Source organism: Orenia metallireducens (assembly GCF_003001995.1).
GTDB lineage: Bacteria > Bacillota > Halanaerobiia > Halobacteroidales > Halobacteroidaceae > Orenia > Orenia metallireducens_B.
Genome location: NZ_PVNB01000004.1, coordinates 139,412 through 159,552 on the forward strand (window position 1 = coordinate 139,412; position 20,141 = coordinate 159,552).

The 20,141-nt window shown below is 30.1% G+C and carries 15 protein-coding genes and 1 pseudogene; all 16 read left to right on the forward strand.

Features of this window, described 5'->3' with window-relative positions:
* Positions 1-40: 40 nt before the first annotated feature.
* Positions 41-4,255, forward strand: coding sequence for a glycosyltransferase (locus BX659_RS04305; protein WP_097017049.1), 4,215 nt, complete (start codon positions 41-43; stop codon positions 4,253-4,255).
* Positions 4,256-4,267: 12 nt separating this feature from the next.
* Positions 4,268-5,336 (forward strand): annotated as a pseudogene (locus BX659_RS04310) (Gfo/Idh/MocA family protein).
* A 2-nt stretch (positions 5,337-5,338) separates the two neighbouring features.
* Positions 5,339-6,085: a formyltransferase family protein gene (locus BX659_RS04315; protein ID WP_097017047.1), complete on the forward strand. Its 747-nt coding sequence runs from the start codon at positions 5,339-5,341 to the stop codon at positions 6,083-6,085.
* A gap of 32 nt (positions 6,086-6,117) precedes the next feature.
* The gene (locus tag BX659_RS04320; protein ID WP_219884423.1) at positions 6,118-7,203 is read left to right on the forward strand and encodes a DegT/DnrJ/EryC1/StrS family aminotransferase; all 1,086 of its coding nucleotides are present in this window, start codon (positions 6,118-6,120) and stop codon (positions 7,201-7,203) included.
* Positions 7,204-7,227: 24 nt separating this feature from the next.
* Complete coding sequence (locus BX659_RS04325) at positions 7,228-7,803, forward strand: hypothetical protein (protein ID WP_097017045.1); 576 nt, start codon at positions 7,228-7,230, stop codon at positions 7,801-7,803.
* A 140-nt stretch (positions 7,804-7,943) separates the two neighbouring features.
* Positions 7,944-8,300 carry a flagellar protein FlaG gene (locus BX659_RS04330; protein ID WP_097017044.1) on the forward strand — a complete coding sequence of 119 codons (357 nt, stop codon included), beginning with the start codon at positions 7,944-7,946 and terminating at the stop codon, positions 8,298-8,300.
* Positions 8,301-8,995: 695 nt separating this feature from the next.
* Positions 8,996-10,126 (forward strand): RNA-guided endonuclease InsQ/TnpB family protein, encoded by a 1,131-nt coding sequence (locus BX659_RS04335; RefSeq protein ID WP_097017043.1) that lies wholly within the window; start codon positions 8,996-8,998, stop codon positions 10,124-10,126.
* A gap of 537 nt (positions 10,127-10,663) precedes the next feature.
* Positions 10,664-11,473 (forward strand): PHP domain-containing protein, encoded by an 810-nt coding sequence (locus BX659_RS04340; RefSeq protein WP_106231641.1) that lies wholly within the window; start codon positions 10,664-10,666, stop codon positions 11,471-11,473.
* 284 nt (positions 11,474-11,757) lie between these two features.
* Entirely contained in the window at positions 11,758-12,153 is a 396-nt protein-coding gene (locus tag BX659_RS04345; RefSeq protein WP_106231643.1) for a secondary thiamine-phosphate synthase enzyme YjbQ, read from the forward strand.
* A 93-nt stretch (positions 12,154-12,246) separates the two neighbouring features.
* Entirely contained in the window at positions 12,247-13,008 is a 762-nt protein-coding gene (locus BX659_RS04350) for a histidinol-phosphatase HisJ family protein (RefSeq protein ID WP_106231645.1), read from the forward strand.
* Between the two features lie 132 nt (positions 13,009-13,140).
* Positions 13,141-13,965 carry a TrmB family transcriptional regulator gene (locus BX659_RS04355; RefSeq protein WP_181186409.1) on the forward strand — a complete coding sequence of 275 codons (825 nt, stop codon included), beginning with the start codon at positions 13,141-13,143 and terminating at the stop codon, positions 13,963-13,965.
* A gap of 185 nt (positions 13,966-14,150) precedes the next feature.
* A complete protein-coding gene (locus BX659_RS04360; RefSeq protein ID WP_219884424.1) occupies positions 14,151-14,963 on the forward strand; it encodes a DUF4037 domain-containing protein in 813 nt (270 codons plus the stop codon).
* Positions 14,964-15,116: 153 nt separating this feature from the next.
* Positions 15,117-16,121, forward strand: coding sequence for a LacI family DNA-binding transcriptional regulator (locus BX659_RS04365; RefSeq protein ID WP_106231650.1), 1,005 nt, complete (start codon positions 15,117-15,119; stop codon positions 16,119-16,121).
* Positions 16,122-16,339: 218 nt separating this feature from the next.
* On the forward strand, positions 16,340-18,079 hold the full coding sequence (locus BX659_RS04370) for a glycoside hydrolase family 13 protein (RefSeq protein WP_106231651.1): 1,740 nt from the start codon (positions 16,340-16,342) through the stop codon (positions 18,077-18,079).
* 24 nt (positions 18,080-18,103) lie between these two features.
* The gene (locus tag BX659_RS04375; protein ID WP_106231653.1) at positions 18,104-18,883 is read left to right on the forward strand and encodes a hypothetical protein; all 780 of its coding nucleotides are present in this window, start codon (positions 18,104-18,106) and stop codon (positions 18,881-18,883) included.
* Positions 18,873-20,138, forward strand: coding sequence for an amidohydrolase family protein (locus BX659_RS04380; RefSeq protein WP_106231654.1), 1,266 nt, complete (start codon positions 18,873-18,875; stop codon positions 20,136-20,138). Before BX659_RS04375 ends, BX659_RS04380 begins: the two co-directional genes overlap by 11 nt.
* The last annotated feature ends 3 nt before the right edge of the window (positions 20,139-20,141 follow it).

A 20,141-nucleotide genomic window follows, 5' to 3' on the forward strand; every position in this document is an offset into this window, starting at 1 on the left:
ATATAACAGGTAGTTGTACTTTCATGAGGGGGCAATTAATATGAAACTAAGCATAGGAATGATGGTAAAGAATGAAGCTAAGCATTTAAGAGAATGCTTGGAAAGCTTAGAACCTGTAAGAGATGCTATTGATGCTGAATTGGTTATTATAGATACGGGTTCTGATGATGGTACAGTAGAAATTGCTAAAGAATTTACCAATAAAGTTTATTTCCACAAGTGGAATGATAATTTTTCTGAGATGAGAAATAAGGTAATAGAATATTGTAAAGGTGAATGGCTTTTTGTAATTGATGGCGATGAAGTTATAGAAGATTCCTATAATCTTATTAGATTTTTATTAGCAGAGGAGCAAAAGAGTTATAATACTGGATTAGTTACTCAAGAAAGCTTTACATCTGATGATAAAATTCATTCTTCTTCTTTGTTACAACCTAGGTTATTTAGAAATGATGGTGAATTTCATTATAAAGGAGCCGTCCATAATCAACCAATCTTTAAGCATCCTATTATAGACCTAGAATTAACCTTATTGCATTATGGATATAACAGTAATGATCCAGAGCTAATGGAAAGAAAATTTAAAAGAACTGCTGGAATATTAAAACAGGAGCTAGAGAAAAATCCTGAAAATGTTTACTATTGGTATCAATTAGCTAAAAGTTATTCGATGCATAAGGATATGGATGAATCCCTTGAGACAATCCAAATAGCTTATGATTTGATGAGAGAGCAGAAAAGAGAAGAAAGTTTCTTCTATGTTTATAGTCATTATGCAGATATGCTATTAAAAAAGGGACAATTCAAAAAAATGCTGAAGATTTGTGAGGAAGCTTTGGGTGTTAAAGATGGTTATTTAGATTTTTATTATTTTAAATCTTTGGGTTTATCTGCTCTTGGGAGAGATAAGGAGGCTATAGATAATTTTAATATTTATTTGAGCTTAAAGGATAATTATAGATATACTCCAAGTAGAAAAGACATGTCTTTTATAGATTCCTCATTATCTTTGGAAGAAGTAGCCTATAGTGAATTGGCTAAATTACATTATCGAGAAGAGAATTATCATGAAGCAATAAAGTATAGCCTTTTAGTTAAAGAAGAGAAATACATTAAAAGTATTTTTCAATATTTGATCAAATCTTATTTTGAATTAAATAAATATGATAAGATAAAAGAATATTATTTAAATAGTGTTTTAGATAAAAAAGATTTGGAAAAGGAATTTCTTAATGCTTTAGAAGATAGTAAAATTCAATTAAAAGAGTCAAATAATAAAGAAATAATACAATTATTTGCTAATATGAATTCAGAGTATGGTTTATTAAATCAAGTTAAATTATTATTAATTAATAATAATTTAGATTATAATAAAGAAATAATAAATAAGATTAAGAAAATGGATTTTAATGAATTACCTTATTATTATGGAGATTTAGTTTATTATCTAATTAAAATAGATTGTAAATCATCAGATATATTATCAAATATTAAGATATCTATTTTCAGTAATTGGCTTGCTTATTTAGCAGAAGTTTATGATGATGTTAGTGATGATTTGTTATTATATCTAACAAGTAATAGTGATGTGGAAAATGATGGGGTAAATAAATCTATAGCTAAGTTTTTATTAATTAAAGATAAGATTAGTCTAGATGATTACAGAAAAGTATTTAGTAAATATATAGAAATAGGAATTAGATATTTAAAAGAAGTTTATAATCAAAAAATAATTAATAATAAAGAACTTTATAAGATTGATAATTTAGAAGATGAGTTTCTACTTATTATGAAAGGTGCTTTAGAGATTAAGGGTAAAGATGATATATTATATATTCGTTACTTAAAACAAGCTCTTAATAAATATAGTATTATGAAAAAAGGAATACAGTTATTACTTAATGATTTCCAACAGAAAACAGAGGAAGAGAATGATGAGTTAGAAGAGTATAAAATAAAATCAAAACATAACATTCAAACTCTTATTAATAACGGAAATTTAGAAGAAGCAAAATTGTTATTGGATGAGTATAGTAATATTATTGAAAATGATATAGATGTATATTCTATGGAAGCTGTAATTGCTATTATGAAAGGACGGTTAAATGAGGCTAATAGAGTTTTAGAAAAGGGATTATCTTTAGATAGTAATAATTTTGATTTGCTTTATAATTTAGGATATATTTATGAGCAATTAGAAGAATATCAGAAAGCATTCAATATTTATATTGAAGCTAAATCTATAGCTATTTCAGATGAAGAAAAGCAAGATGTTAATCAAGCTGTTGAAAGGTTAAAAAGCTTTACTCACGAAATTGATATAGAAAATAAAAAGAGATTAGTTTTTTTTATCAAGAAAGGATTAGATAATTTTATAGATGATATTATTGAAGGGTTATCTAAAGAATATATAACAAAGAAGGTCATCGTAGAGAATACCAATCAAATTGATGAAGGGATGGAATGGGCAGATATATGTTGGTTTGAATGGTGTGATGAGCTTGTTATATATGGTAGTAAAACAGAATTAGCTAAGAAAAAGAGAATTATTTGTAGACTTCATAGTTATGAGGCTTTTACAAACTATCCTCAGCAGGTTAAATGGAGTAATGTAGATAAAATTATTTTTGTAGCGGAACATATACAGAGGTATGTATTAGATACGGTTAAAATTTTGAAAAGAGAAAAGACTGTGGTTATTCCTAATGGTATTAATCTTAATAAGCATAAGTTCAAAGGTAGAAAAAAAGGCTATAATATTGCTTCTGTTGGATTAATTAATTTTAAAAAGGGTCCAATGTTATTATTACATGCTTTTAAAGCTATTTTTGATAAGGATAAAAGATATAAACTTTATATCGCTGGCAGGTTTGAACAACCTAGATATCTATTATATTTCAAACAGATGATAAAAGAAATGGGATTACAGGATAATGTTGTTTTTGAAGGATGGCAAGATGATATAGATGAATGGTTAGAAGATAAGAATTATATAATTTCAACAAGTGTATTGGAAAGTCAGCATTTATCTATTATGGAAGCTATGGCGAAAGGAATAAAGCCACTTATTCATAATTTTGTTGGTGCTAAAAATATATATCCCAGAGAGTATATTTGGAATACTGTAGAAGAACTATCTGACATGGTTACTTCTAATAACTATAATACAAAAAAATATCGAAATTTTATAGAAAATAATTATTCATTAGATGAAAAATTACAAAAAATTAAAAATTTAATAAAAATCATTATAGAAGATGAAGAATCTAAGAATCAATTTGATTATAATTCATATTGGAATAATCGTTTAAATCAAAAATTCGATATAGAGGGTGTAGGTTATATAGGGTTAGGTAAAATTTATAATCAATATATGTATAAAATAAGAACTGAAATATTAGATTATTCAATTTCAAAATTATTTGATTTATTAAAGGGTAAAGATATTCTAGAATTAGGACCTGGGATAGGGTTTTATACAAATTATTTCTATCAAAAAAATATAAGTGAATATAGAGGTATTGATATTGCTAAGAAATCAGTGGTTGAATTAACAAAAAAATATAGTGAATTTGATTTTGTTGAAGGAGATATATCGGACTTTAGTTTATATGATAAGAAATATGATTTAGTTTTTGCAGCAGATGTATTATTACATTTAACTGATGAGCATAAGTATATTTCTACAATTTCAAATATTTCTAATAGTCTAAAAGATAATGGTTTAGCCATATTATTTGACCCAATTTCTATGATTGGCACGAGGAGTAAATCTGAACATGTTATAATAAGAGATATTAATTATTTGAAAGAAATCTTAAATGAACAAGGTTTAGAGTTAGTAAGTATATTACCTACAGCATTTTTTATGAATAATCCCTTTGATGCACAATTATTAGAAGATAAAGAGAGTTTAGTTAGAAACCTTTTTTCTTATATTCAAAAAGTATTTAGTAGTAATGAAATATCTAAGAATTGTAAAGAACAATTAGCAAGTTGGTTGTCTAATTTGGAAAAACAATGCTTAATAAATAATGGGTTTGGTTTATCTCAAAAAGCATTAGTAATAGCAAATAAAGATAACAATATAAACTCATCAAATCTTTCTATTGAAGAAGTATGGAATATTAAAGATATAAAAGTTAAAAAAGAAAGATTAAAAGAAGTACTTCTTAATAATAAGGAAGTAAAAAAGTATGGATTGCTATCTAATTTTGAAGAACTAATTAATCCTATTATAAAAATTAATGAATAATGGGGGGATTGAATGTCTAAATTAAGATTTGCTTTAGTAGGATGTGGAAGAATAGCAAAAAAACATATAGAATCTTTAAATGACCTACCTGATGCTGAACTTGTATCTGTTTGTGATATAAAAGAAGAAAGAGCAAAATCTTACGGAGAAAAGTTAGGAATTGCTTATTATAAAAATTATGATGACATGTTAAAGAATGAAGATATAGACGTAGTAAATATATTAACTCCTAGTGGATTACATGCTAAGCATACAATTGATATAGTAAAAAAATATAAAAAAACATATAGTTTGTGAGAAGCCAATGGCACTTAAATTAGAAGATGCCGATGAAATGATTAGAGTTTGTGATGAAAATGGAGTTAGGTTATTTGTAGTAAAACAAAATAGATATAATTTACCTGTACAGAAACTAAGACAAGCCTTGGAAAAGGGTCGATTTGGTAAATTGGTGATGGGGACAGTAAGAGTTAGGTGGACTAGACACCAACATTATTATGATATGGATGACTGGCGTGGAACTTGGGCTATGGATGGTGGGGTTTTAACTAATCAAGCTTCACATCATATAGATTTATTAGAATGGATGATGGGACAACCTGTTGAGGTATCTGCTCAGACTGCTACTAGATTAGTAGATATTGAAGTAGAGGATACAGGAGCTGTAGTTATTAAATTTGCTAATGGTGCCCTAGGTATTATAGAAGCTACCACAGCAACTAGACCTAAAGATTTAGAGGGTTCTTTATCTATATTAGGGGCTAAAGGGACTGTTGAAATTGGTGGGTTTGCTGTGAATGAAATGAAAATATGGGGATTTGAAGATGAGCAAGAAGAAGACCAAGAAGTTATGAAAGAGTTTAAAGAAAATCCTCCTAATGTTTATGGATTTGGACATAAAAGATATTTAGACCATGTAGTAGATTGTATTAAAAATAATAAAAAGGCATTAGTAGATGGATTAGAAGGAAGAAAATCATTAGAGTTAATTAATGCTATTTATGAAGCTGCCGAAACAGGTAAAACAATTAAATTGAGATTTGAACCTAAGGAGTGTAAATTAGGTATGGAGCGTGATTAGCAATGGATAAGAGAAAGGTTATATTTATGGGTAATAAACCTGTAGGATATAAATGTCTAAAAATATTAATAAATAGGTTTAATGTGGATCTTGTAGGTGTTTTAACTAAAGATAAAAAAACAGATGTTTGGTGGTCAGAAAATTGTAGAGTGTATAAATTAGCTTTTGAGCATAATATCCCTATTTTGAATTTTGAGGATGTTTTAGAGTTAGAGGTAGATTTTATATTTTCTGTTCAATACCATAAAATACTTAAAGAAAAGATATTAGAACACCCAAAGTATGGATCCATAAACTTACATATGGCTCCCTTACCTGAATATAGAGGGTGTAATCAATTCTCATTTGCAATAATAAATAAAGAAAATGAATTTGGAACTACTCTTCATTATATGGATTCAGGGATTGATTCTGGAGATATAATTGCAGAAAAAAGGTTTCAAATTGCTGATAATATTAGGGTAAATGAACTTTATAGTATAACTGAAGAACAATCAGTTGATTTGTTTGCAGAATCTTTAGATGAAATATTAGGTTTGAATAATAAGAGAATTCCTCAAGATGACTTAATAAAAAATAAAAATTGTCATTTATATAAAAGAAGCGATATAAATAAAGTTAAAGAAATTAATCTTAATTGGAATAAAGAAAAGATTTATAGATATATCCGTGCTTTAGATTTTCCACCATTTGAACCTCCGTATTTTAAAGTAAATAATAAAAAAGTATATTTAACCTTAGATTATTAGGGAGGGGAAGTATAAAGATGAAAATCCCTTTAATGAATTTATCAGATTGCTATGAAGAAATATATGATGAAATTATGGTTAAAATTAAGTCAATAATAGATAAGACTCAGTTTATTGGAGGAGAAGAAGTAGATAAATTTGAACAGGAATTTGCTGATTATTGTAATGTAAAACATGCAGTTGGATGTGCTAATGGAACTGATGCTTTAATACTTGCATTAAAGGCTTTGGACATAGGTTCAGGGGACATAGTATTAACTGTTCCTAATACTTTTATAGCTACAGCAGAAGCTATAACTCTTGTAGGAGCCAAAGTAGATTTTATAGATATTGAAGAAGATAACTATACTATGAATCCTAATAAATTAAGAGAATATTTAGTCAATCAAAAATCTCCTGAGAATATTAAAGCAATAATACCTGTTCATCTATATGGGCAGATGTGTGATATGGAAGAGATTATGAAGATAGCTAAAGAATATAATCTGAAGGTTATTGAGGATTCAGCTCAAGCCCATGGAGCTAAATTGAACGGGAAGGGACCTGGAGAATATGGAGATATTGCTACTTTCTCTTTCTATCCTGGGAAAAATTTAGGTGCTTTTGGGGATGCAGGAGCTATAGTTACTAATAATTTAGAATTGGCTAAAAGGATAAAGATGTTATCTAATCACGGGCGTGTAGATAAGTATAAGCATAAAATAGAAGGATACAATAGTAGGTTAGATTCCATTCAAGCTGCTGTATTAAGAATCAAATTAAAGCATTTGGATAAATGGACAAAGCAAAGAATAGAAAAAGCTGAGTATTACAATAGTCTGCTAAATGATAAGGAAGTTATTTTGCCCAAGGTAAGAAGCCTAGGAAAACATGTTTATCACTTATACGCTGTTAGAGTAAAGGATAGGGATAAATTAAGAGATAAGTTGAGTAGTTTGGGAATTGCTACTGGTATTCATTATCCCATTCCATTACACTTACAGCCTGCTTATAAATATTTGGGTTATAAAGAAGGAAAATTCCCTATTAGTGAACAAGTTAGTAAGGAAATAATTAGTCTACCTTTATGGCCTGAAATAAGTCATAAACAGATAGAAGAAGTTTGTGAACATATTTAAACTTAATAGCTGAGAGGTGAAGAGATGAAAATTTTATTGGATAATCAAGAGTTGAATATAGATAAAGTTAATAGTTTAACAGAGATATTAGAAGAAATAAGAGAGGATATTAATGATAAAATAATCTCTGAAATATATATAAATGGTAATATAGTTACTGAAGAAGAATTGATTAATTTTGATTTAAATGAAGTTAAAAGTATTGAGTTTCTAACTAAGAAGAGTATTAGACTTGTTGAAGAAACTCTAACAGAAGCAAATAATTATTTACCAAAATTGAAAAAAGGATTTATCGATATAGCCAATCTCTTTAGGGATCAAGAAATAATAGATGCCAATGAAAAATTACAACTTTGTTTAGATGGAGTTAAATGGTATACTGGAGTATTAATGAAAATATTATCACTAGTATATGGAGAAAATCAAGAGATAAGTGAGATTAAGAAATTAGAAGAATTTAATACTTTAATTAACAAATCCTTAGATGCGATGGAAGAGGATGACTGGAATTTAGTAGCCAATATTCTTGAAGATGATATATCTATATATATAGATGAGTTTATTAAATTAAATAATAACTTATTAGAACATATAAAATAAACTTATTTATAGGTTAAAAAGAAATCAAAATTATTATGTTCAAAATCTTTAATATTGTTAGGTATTGATGATGTAGCTAAAAGTAAAGATTATTTAAAATTATTAATTTTGCAATATATCAACAAAAAGGAGGTGTGAAGATGAGTGTATCTGAAGTTAATAATGGTAATAATGTAAATACGATTATTTCTAAACCAAGTAATATAGAAAATACGGCTGTAAAGGAAACTAATAAAGATGATAATTTATTAGAAAGAAAACAAAATCAACTAACTAAAGATAAATTACAAGAGGATATAGAGAGCTTAAATGAAGCAGTTAAGCCTTTTCAACAGGATTTAAAATTTGAAATCCACGAAAAAAGTAAGCGAATGATGGTAAAGGTAATGGATTTGAAGAAGCATAAGGTAATTAAAGAACTACCACCTAAAGAAGTGTTGGATATGTTGGGTAAAATAAGGGAGATGGTAGGGTTAATTATTGATGAGAAGATTTAGGTGATGGGGATACCTATCACCTAAATCTTAAATCCAGTACTAATAAATCTCTTGCTTTTTTCCTTAAAAGAATATATAATTAATTCTGTGTTTGCTTAGGTCTGTGGTTGAAAGTCGATGCCAGTCGCAGGCGAAACGATCCACGTAAGGTAGCATAAAAAAATAATAGCTACTGATCATGGTGCGGCTTAGAGGTAACTAAACCTCCTATGTTTGTAAAGAGCATAGAGTGATAAGTACTGAACTTATCCAAAATCCTTTGAATTGCTGGGAACTCTTAAAGCTAGTTAAACCACAACATAACCATGAAATAAAGGCAGATGTGATGGTGACGAAAGTAGAAAAAATTAACTAGATAGCATAAGGTTAAATCCTAAGTGCTGTAATAATAGACAATCAGCAGGTAAGCTCCGAAGAGGAGAAACTTCAACGACTATCCCAGAAGGGAGTACACTACAGGCGATTGGTAGTGGAAGTGGAGGACGCCTATTAACAGGTGATGATATAGTCTACGCTTATGTGAGAGCATAAGAAGTTTCTTAGAAAACTGCATATATCTAGCGAATATATGTGAATGAGCATAAAATCTATAATCGAACCTTGAAAACTTAATAGAATCTATAAATAAATTAGTCTTTTATCAATAAAAATCACCTCAAAGTGACATAATAAGTATAGAAAGTGAGGTGATAAGAATGATAAAATCGATTAAAATAAGGTTAAAACCAACTAAAGAACAAGAAATATTAATGTTTAAATCAGTTGGCTGTGCAAGATTTGCGTATAATTGGGGTCTTGCTAGATGGCGAGATATGAATAAACAAGGAATTAAACCATCAAAACTCAAGATAAGTAAAGAGTTTACTAAAATGAAAAAGAAAGAAGAATATAAATGGTTATATGAGGTTAGTGCGCAAGTAACAGCACAAGCTTTTGAAGATTTAAATGTTGCTTATCAAAATTTCTTTAAAGGTAAAGCTAACAAACCTAAATTTAAGACTAAACGTAAATCTAAAAAATCCTTTTATGTTAGATATGATGCTGTGTACTTTAAAAATAGTAAAGTTAACATGGAAAAGATCGGTAAAGTAGAGTATTCAACTAATTATGATATACCGGATTTAGATAAATATATTAATCCAAGATGCTATTTCGATGGAAAGTATTGGTATCTGACTCTAGGGTTTGAACATGGCGAAAACCAAGTCAAGTTGAGCAAAGATTTAAGTGTAGGAATTGATTTAGGTATAAAAGAGTTAGCAGTAGTTAGTTGCCTGAAAAAGCCTATTAAAAATATCAATAAGAGTTCAAAAATTAGAAAATTAAAAAAGAAACTTAAAAGATTGCAAAAGCAAGTATCTAGAAAATATGAGATGAATAAGCAAGGCAATGAATTCGTTAAAACTAAAAATATTATCAAATTAGAAAAACAAATTAAACTTGTTTATAGAAAGCTAGCAAATATCCGACTTAATTATATTCATCAAGCTACCAATAAGATAGTTAAATTAAAGCCATATAGAGTAGTGATGGAGGATATAAATATAACCGGTATGATGAAAAATAAACATTTATCCAAAGCTATTCAAGAACAGAAACTCTATGAATTTATTCGGCAAATGAAATATAAATGTGAGTTTAATGGTATAGAGTTTATTCAAGTCGATAGATTTTATCCTTCCAGTAAGACTTGTTCTGAATGTGGCTCAGTTAAGAAAGATTTAAAACTATCAGATAGAGTTTATAAGTGTAGTAAGTGTGGTTTAGAGATAGATAGAGATAAGAATGCTAGTATCAATCTTGCTAATTATGAAGAATTAGCATAATTCCACCTAAAAGGAAATGCTAATATGTAGGATGCGTTGTATCCGAATTTAAGCCCTCGGAGAGTTATATCAAACTAAAGTAGAATAATTTTAGTTATTTGAAATAGGGCTCGTCGAACAGGGAATTAAAGTAAGACTTATAGATTCTATTAAGTTTTTAGTGGTTTTATAGGTTTTATGCAACGGTGAGACCTACCTGGATTATTACATATAGTAATTTTACTAGAGAGAAGGGGTAGTGAATTTGATCTTAATTTGCGAGACTTCCAGTGGGCGAGTGTGGGGTCAAAAACCAGGTCAGCTAAGCAAATACCTATGATAGAGTACTCACGGGAGTGCTCTTTTTTATTATTATAGAGGTGATTATTATACTATAGATATCTAATTTCAAAGTAGAATTCAATGGGAGAGTGCGACACTTTCGTGTTAGGAATCAGGAATCGGTATAATTTACAGATTCCTAAAGTGTCCCATTATCCTCCTATAGTATTATTTTTTTAAAACAGTGTAAAAATAGGTAAACGGGGTGTTTAAATAATGAAAAGAATAGATTTACATATACATACTACAGCTTCTGATGGTTCGTTTACTCCAAGTGAGGTGGTTGAAGAGGCAAAGAAAAGGGATTTAGTAACAATTGCTATTACAGACCATGATACCGTGGCTGGAGTAGCAAATGCTATTGAGAGAGGAAAGGAGCTAGGAGTAGAAGTTATTGCTGGAATTGAATTGACTACTTATTATAAGGATAAAAGAGTCGATATTTTAGGCTATCAGATTGATTGTAATAATCAACAATTATTAGAAATAATAGATAATCTACAGAATTCAAGAGAGTTTCGGGCTAGGCAGATATTAAATAAGCTATCAGATTTAGGGATAGATTTAGATTTTAATAAATTGAAAGAAATCTCAGGAGATACAGGGGTAGGACGACCTCATATTGCTCGATTGATGATAGAAGAGGGATATGTTCAAGGTATGCAAGAAGCCTTTGATAATTATCTAGAGGATGGTGGACCAGCTTATGTTCCTAAATATCAGTTAAAGCCTGAAGATGCTATTAAGCTGATTAAAGGTGCAGGAGGAATAGTAGTGTTGCCCCATCCAGGGGTAATTGCTGATAATGAGATAGTTAAAGAGTTAATTACTTGTAATGGAATAGATGGAATAGAAGTTTATTATCCTAAACATACTGACCAAGAGACTAACTATTATCTATCATTGGCTCAAAAGAATAATTTAATCATTACTGGTGGTTCTGATTGTCATGGTCCAGCTAATGAAGATAAATACTTATTAGGAACAGTAGAGGTTCCATATGAATTACTAGAGAAGCTTAGATAAGTATAATTTTAAATAGAATATATAAGTTAGAATGTTTAATGACCTCCTATCTTTTTGGAATTTAAGCATAAAATAATAATGCTAAACAAATAATAAGCTAAGTAAGGAATATTATATACAACAAGCTATCATAATGCTAGGAGGTTTAATTATGATGTACTTAGCAGTTTTATTGGGGGCTGCTTTAATAGCGGTCTTATTTATAATTTTTAAAAGTTAAATTTTCAAACTATAAAGGAGATTACTTATTAAAGTTAGAATTAATACAAAAAAGGGTGAGTAATATGTTTACAGAGTTTGACTTAAAGACCAATAATCACTCGGAATTAATTGATATGACTGATAGTATTCAAGATATTATCAATGAATCTCAAGTAGAAAATGGGATATGTTTAATTTTTATTCCCCACACTACAGCAGGGGTTACTATTAATGAGAATGCTGACTCAACAGTCAAAGATGACATTTTATATAAATTAGATGATCTAATTCCATGGCAGGATAATTATCGTCATTTAGAAGGAAATTCAGCAGCCCACCTTAAAGCTAGTCTCTTTGGTAATTCAGAACAGATAATTATTAATGATAGCAGACTATTGTTAGGTACTTGGCAGGGGATTTATTTTGCTGAGTTTGATGGCCCAAGAAGAAGGAATGTACAGGTTAAGATAATAAATTGACAATGTACAATTGACAATTTAGAATTAAAGGTAACCATTATACATTGTACATTTTAAATTGTAAATTAATCTTTTATTGAGGAGGAGAGAAGAATGTTAGTAGATTACCATACTCATTTATTAGGTCATGAGGATAGAGAAGGAACTGTGGAGGATATTAGAGAGTTTTTAGAAGCAGCAGTTGCTAAGGATGTCAAAGAGATTGGTTTTACAGACCATAACCGCTATTATGAGCAGTTTGATTTTGATTTAATTGAAGAGGTAGCTCAAGAGTTTCCCCAATTAAAGGTTAGAAAAGGGATTGAGATGGATTATACCCCTGGTAAAGAGAAGGAGATCAAAGAATTTTTAGAGCAATTTGATCTAGATTATGCAATAGGCTCAATTCATTTTTTGGGTAATTGGATGTTTGACCATCCTGATTATACCGATGAATATGATAATTGGGATATAGATGAGTTATATAAGAGATACTTTGAGAGGGTAGCAGGTGCTGCTAAATCTGGCTTATTCCAGCTGTTAGGTCATTTAGATTTAATCAAGGTCTTTAATTTTAGACCTAAAACTGATGTAGTAGAATTAGTAACCCCTACTTTAGAAGTAATAGCCCAAGAGGATATTACAATTGAGATAAATACCAATGGGATGAATAAGCCTGCTAAGGAGTTTTATCCAAGTAGAGAGATATTAGAGAAGGCTTATGAATTGGGAATTAAAGTTACTACAAGTTCTGATGCTCATAGAGCTGATAGAGTGGGAGAGAATTTAGCTGAGGTCAGAGAGATGTTATTAGATATTGGTTATACTGAGATTGCTACCTTTGAAGATAAGAAGAGAATAATGGTTGAACTATAAATAGTGATTAAATAACACTCCAAAATTTGGAGTGTTATTTTTTTGATTATTATTGACAAAATTCAGATTATAGAGTACAATCATATTATGTTGTTCTGTACAGAACAACATAATATGATTGGTGGTGTTATAATGGATAAAATAATTGAAAAACTACAAGAGCTAGATTTTACGGAGTTAGAAGCAAAGGTATACATAGCTTTATTACAAAATCCGCAATCTAATGGCTCTCAAATATCGAAAATAATTAAAGCCTCCCGTTCTGCTGTCTATTCTACCTTAGATATCTTGTATAAAAAAGGTGCTATCTCTCTTCTACCAGGAAAGACAAAGCTTTATCAAGCACAGAAGCCAGAAGTTTTAATTGATAATATAACAGAACAATATATAAAGACTGCTAATACAGTTAAAGAAGAATTAGCAGAATTAGAGCAGCCTATTGTAGGAAAAGAGTATTGGAATATTAAAGGTCATGAGAACTTTATTTTAAAGACTAAGGAGCTATTACTAACGGCTGAAAAGGAAGTATATATCAATAGCAATTATGATTTAAATTTATTTGCAGATGAGTTGAAGGTTTTAACGGATAGAGGGGTTAGGATTCTTCATTTTTCTTTTGAAAAATCCCAACTCAATGATGATATTCCTATAGAGTATTATCGCAATAATAAATTAGGAGATTTTGAGCCCTCTATCTTTAAAAGAATGATGCTGGTTGTAGATTATCAAAAGGTTATAATAGCAAGTGGTAAGCTTGGTGGAAGCTTTATAGGCACCTTTACAGAGAACCCATTACTGGTGGCTATAGTTGCAGAGCATATTCACCATGATATCTATTTCCTGAAGTTAGAAGAGAAGTATAAAGAGGTTTTAGTCCAATCTGATATCTTACTTGACACTATTGCTGAAAAGACCTTTGAAGAGAAGGTAGCTTATTACAAGAGTAAGAAGAAATAGCTAGAATGAAATCTATGGTTATAGATAGAAAGTTCGATAGTTTCGGAGTTAGGTTGGTAGATGGTTGGCTGATTAGTAAAGCTAAATCACCTGACAACTAATAAAAAAGTATCCCAATATACACATTCAGCTTCATTTTAAAATTTATAAATTAATATTAGTTAATTTAAAGGAGGATGGTAATAATGTCAAAGTATGATGATAGTTTTTTAGCTTTAGTAGATGACTTTTCGAAGTATGAGTTGGTAGAAGGGATTATGTTAGCCGGGTCGAGGACAACTGCTAACTTTGATAAAGATTCAGATTATGATTTATATATCTACTCTAAGCAAGAGATCCCCCTAGAGTTTAGGAAAAAGTTAGCGGAAAAGTACTTTAATTATGCTGAGTTGGATAATAAAACTTGGGAGCAAGAAGACCAAGGATTCTTTAAATATAGCAATATTCAGATTGATATTGTATATAGAGATGTCAATTGCTTAGAAGGAATGTTAGAAAATGTTGTAATTAAACATCAAGCCTCAACAGGTTATACTACCTGCTTTTGGTCTAATCTTATTAATTCAGATATTCTTTATGATGAAGATGGAGAGTTACAAGTTTTAAAAGAGAGCTTTGATATCGAGTATCCAGAAGAGCTAAGAAGAAATATAATTGCTAAGAACTATCCTATCTTAAATCAGATAATTCCTGCTTACACTAAGCAGATTGAAAAGGCTTTGAAAAGGGATGATGTTATCAGTATCAACCATAGAACCAGTGCCTTTTTTGAAAGTTATTTCGATATAATCTTTGCTTTAAATAAGACCCTTCATCCTGGAGAGAAGAAACTTCTCAAGATTGTAAGTGGCTTAGAGCATACTCCTGAAAATATGGAAAGAGATATTAGAAAATTATTCGGTAATTTATACAAGAAAGACTTTGATATTGTAAATAAATTGAATGAGATTTCAGATAACTTAGCTTTCCTATTGAGAGAATTAAAAATGTTAGATTAAAATCAAAGGTTTGTAATAGCATCAAGTATATACTTGATGCTATTATTAGATTATTTCTGAAAACGTTTACAAAAAATCTTGACATAATGGTAGAACAGGGATATTATTATAATATAAGATTATAATATAGGACTATGGGGAAGTGGAATTTTAATGAAGATTAAAGATATAGCTAAGTTAGCTGGAGTTTCTATAGCTACAGTGTCTAGAGTAGTAAATGATAAACCGGGAGTAAGGGATGAAGTTAGAGAGAAGGTTAAAGAGGTTATTAAAGAACATGAATATAAACCTAACTTAATTGCCCGAGGATTATCAAGCAAGAAATCTAATATTATAGGTTTATTACTTCCTAAATTTACTGCATATTATACAGAACAAGTAGACGCTATTATTAATTATTGTAACCAAAAGGGATATAGAGTCATGATTACAAGCTCTGTAGGCAGATTTGAAGGAGAGCTAGAGAATCTAAATATGCTCTATAAGAGTCAAGTAGAAGGTATACTTTACTTTGTAGGAAAGATGACAAAAGAGAAGAAAGAGAGTATTGAGAAGATAAATAAAGAGATTCCTATAGTATTATTAGACCAAGCTATTGAAGAGTTGAGTATTCCTGCTGTGTTGCCTGATAACTATGGTGGTGCAGTAAAAGCAATGAACTACCTTGTGAATTTGGGACATGAGAAGATAGCTTTTATAAAAGCTCCTTATTATGATTTAGAAGGTGAGAAGAGATATCGGGCTTATCAGGATATAATGAAAAGAAATGACTTTGAGATAAAAGAGTGCTATATACAAGGAAGTGATTATTCAATTGAATCAGGGTATAAGGCTATGGAGAATATTTTAAGCAAATCTGATCAGCTTCCAACTGCTGTGTTAGCCTCTAATGATGGAACTGCTATTGGGGCGATAAATTACTTGAAAGAAAAGGGGATAGAAGTACCTGAAGATATTTCTGTAATGGGGATTGATGATATAGAGATAGCAAAGCATTTTATACCTAAGCTGACTACAGTAAAACAGGACTTATACTATGTAGGTGATGAAGCCATTAAGTTATTATTTGAATATATTGATAATAAAGATTTAAAGGCTAAGAAGCTCATAGTTGAGCAGGAGTTAGTAATTAGAGATAGTGTAAAGGAGATTAGGTAATTATATTTTAGAATAATAGAAGATAGGGGTTAAATTTTCTACTTTAGATTGCTTATTACTTTTTAATTAAAGGAAAGGGGGAAATATATATAGTTTTTTTAATCTTTTTTGTAAACGTTTACAGGATTGCTTTAAGATGAAATGTTAATAAATTTATAGGAAATAGATGTAGAATGTTATCGATTAATTAATATCAAATTAGAATTTGAGGTGAAATTATGAATTTAGAAGGGATTTATCATAGAGTAAACTCCAATTATGCTTATCTTGTAGAAGAAGATAGGGTTTTGCTTAAATTAAGAACTAAAAGGGATGATTTAAATAGTGTAAAAGTCTTTCATTGTGATAAGTATAGAAAGATAAATAGTTGTGAGGATTTAAAAATTGTAGAGATGACCAAGAAATATAGTGATCAGTTATTTGATTATCATGAAGTCATTATAGAGTTTAAAGGAATAAGCTTAGCCTATTATTTTGAACTAGTGAGTAAAGAAGAAAGTTTATTCTATGGAAGAAATGGCTTTTATAAAGATTCAATACAAGAGGAAGCAGATATGTTTATTATGGCTAACTTCTCTAAGGATAATCTCTTTACAATTCCAGCTTGGCACCAAAAAGCAATTGTCTATCAAATCTTTCCCGATAGGTTTAATAGAGGTAGTAATTTTGTGTTAGAAGATAAATATACAGAAGACTGGAATGGAGAGGTGAATTATAGAACATTTTTAGGAGGAAACCTCAAGGGAATAACTGAAAAGTTGGGTTACTTAGAAGACCTAGGCATAAATACAATCTATTTAACTCCTATATTTAAATCCGATAGTACTCATAGATATGATACCGATGATTATTATCAGATAGATCCTGGCTTAGGAACAAAGCAAGAGTTTAAAGAGTTGGTAGATAAGGCTCATCAAAGGGAGATTAAGATTATCTTAGATGCAGTATTTAACCACTGTGGATTAAACTTCTTTGCCTTTGATGATTTGGTGAAGAAGGGTGAAGAATCAAAATATAAGGATTGGTTTGAGGTAGACTCCTATCCAGTTACTAAAGAAAGAAAAAGAAAGCCTAATTATAAGACCTTTGGCTATTACTATCACATGCCTAAATTAATCTTATCAAATCAAGAAACGGCTGAATATTTTCTAGAGGTAGCTCGATATTGGACTAAAGAGTTTAACATAGATGGCTGGCGATTAGATGTTGCCGATGAAATCTCACCTGAATTTTGGAGAGAGTTTAGAAGAACTTTAAAGAGGATCAATCCTGATATATTGATTTCAGGAGAGGTTTGGTATGACTCTGATTTTTGGCTAAAGGGAGATCAGTTTGATACTGTAATGAACTATCCTTTCTTAGAGGTTGTTGAAGATTTCTTTGCTAAAGAAGTTATAAATGTTGATGAATTTAGTGATAGGTTAGCAAAGATTAGGAGTTTATATAAGAAGCAGGCTCATGAAAATCTGTGGAATTTAATAGATAGCCATGATGTGTCAAGGTTCTTATATAAATGTGAGAATAACCTAGCAAACTTTAAATTAGCTATCTTATTTCAATTTACCTATTTGGGGATCCCAGTTATTTATTATGGTGATGAATATGGAATGGCTGGTGGAGTTGATGGTTTAGAGAAGAGAGAGGCAATGGTTTGGGAGGAAGGTAAGCAGAACCAAGAGCTGTTCCAATATTACAAAAGATTAATAAGAATAAGAAGAGAGAATCAAGAGCTTATAGCTGGAGAGTATAGTGAAGTATTAAAGGATAGAGAGATTAATCTATATGGATATAAAAGAAGTTATTATGGTCAAGAGATGCTTATCTATCTAAATAATTCTAATCAAAATACTATCTTAGAGCTAGCAGGTAGCTATAGAGAGTTATTAACAGACCGGATTTTAGAAGGGGAAATTACAATAAAAGCTAAAGAAGGAGTTGTCTTAAAGCCACTCTTTTAAATAAACATTAAGGAGATGATAGTGATGAGCAAGAAAGATTTATTACTTCAAAGGTTAGACCAGATTGGAGAATCTCTTAAAAATACAGGTGAAGCCTTAGCGTTATTAGGTCTTGGTTCTGTAGGAAAAGAGTTAGGTAGGTTAGATGAGTATTCAGATTTAGATTTTTTTGTGATAGCTAAAGAGGGTTTTAAGACGAGATTTATTGAGAAGCTAGATTGGCTTACTTCTATCTCACCAGTAATATATTATTTTCAGAATACTGATGACGGTTATAAGTTACTCTATGAGGATGGAGTTTATTGTGAATTTGCCATATTTGAAGAGCAAGAGTTAGCTGAGGCTGATTTTGCTGAAGGGAGAATAGTCTGGAAAGAAGATGGATTTGATGAAAGTATCTGCTCTCCTAAGGATAAATCTATAAGATGGAAGCCAAAATCTAAGCAATGGGCTATTGGGGAGGCTTTGACCTGTCTTTATGTAGGATTAACTAGATTTGCTAGAGGAGAAAAATTATCAGGAACTAGATTTATACAGAATTATGCATTGGATAATCTGTTGTCTCTTTCTAATCTGATTGAAGATGAAGTAGATTACTACAAGGACAAATATCAGAATGAACGTAGATATGAAAAGCGTTATCCTAAGACTGCTAGGCAATTGTCTGAGATGATACAAGGCTATGACAAATCTCCTCAGTCAGCTATAAAGATTGTTGAGTTTATAGATCAGAACTTTGAAATCAATCAAGCTATGAAGAAAGTAATTATTGATTTAGCAAATGAATTGAAAGATGATAAGTAAAATTACAATTTATCTAGAAGGAGGAATTATCTTGCTTAAGCCAAAGTTCTATTTTCTTTGTCTGTTAGTTATTCTATTTACCTTATTACTAAGCCCCTATGGTCTGATTAGTAAAAATATTGAGGTAGAAGCCAAAGATTTAGGTGATGTAAATAAAGAGCAAAGGTTATTGGTTTTTTATAATGCTACTATTATCGATGGTACTGGTGCAAAGCCAATAGAAAATGGTGTTATTTTAGTTGAAGGAGAAAGAATAAAAAGGGTTGGACAGAGCAACCAAGTTGAAGTCCCTAAAGGGGTTATAGAGATTAACTTAAAGGGTAAAACTATTTTGCCAGGTTTTATAAATAGCCATGTTCATCATGCTTATACTGAAAAAAATTTAAAAAATTGGCTAAATGCAGGGGTTACTACAGTTAGGGATTTATCACCACAAATAGAGGTTACAGAAGCTATTGCTAAAAGAGATAAATTTAATCAAAGAGCAGACTTATCTAGAGTGGTATCTGCATCACCTATATTAGGGGTGCCAGATGGCTATGGAAATTCTACTTTTAATTCTATGCAAGAGGCTAAAGAGATGGTTAATGGTTATATAGATGATAATGTTGAGATTATAAAATTTGCAATTACAGATTTTGACCAGAACCGTAGCTGGGAAATGCCTACCTTTGAACAGGTAAAGACTATTGTAGATACTGCCCATGCTAGAGGAATAAGAACATCAGTCCATATTACTAATTCTCAACATCTACAATGGGCTATTGATTTAGGGGTTGATGATATTGCACATATGATTGTTAATCTCTTAGATGATAAGACCTGTAATAAAATTATTGCTAAAGACATTTATTGGGTGCCTACCTTAGAACTGTGGAAACGTATAAGTAAAATGTATAATATAAATTATGATTTTATAGCTAGAATAAATCTTGTTAAGTTTTATAAGGCAGGAGGAAAGGTTGCTCTAGGAACTGACTTTGCAGGGTACAAAGCTGATTTTGATAGTGGTTTTCCAATTACTGAAGTGAAATTAATGAAAAAAGCAGGAATGTCTAATATGGATATTATTATTGCTGGAACCAAAAATGCAGCCTTTGTATGTGATAGAGAAGAAGACCTTGGAACTTTGGAAGAGGGTAAAATTGCTGATATGTTAATTGTTTCTGGTAATCCTTTAGAAGATATTGAGGATTTAGAAAACAGACAGATGGTTGTACACAATGGAGAAATTGTAGTAGATAAAGAAGATTAGTAT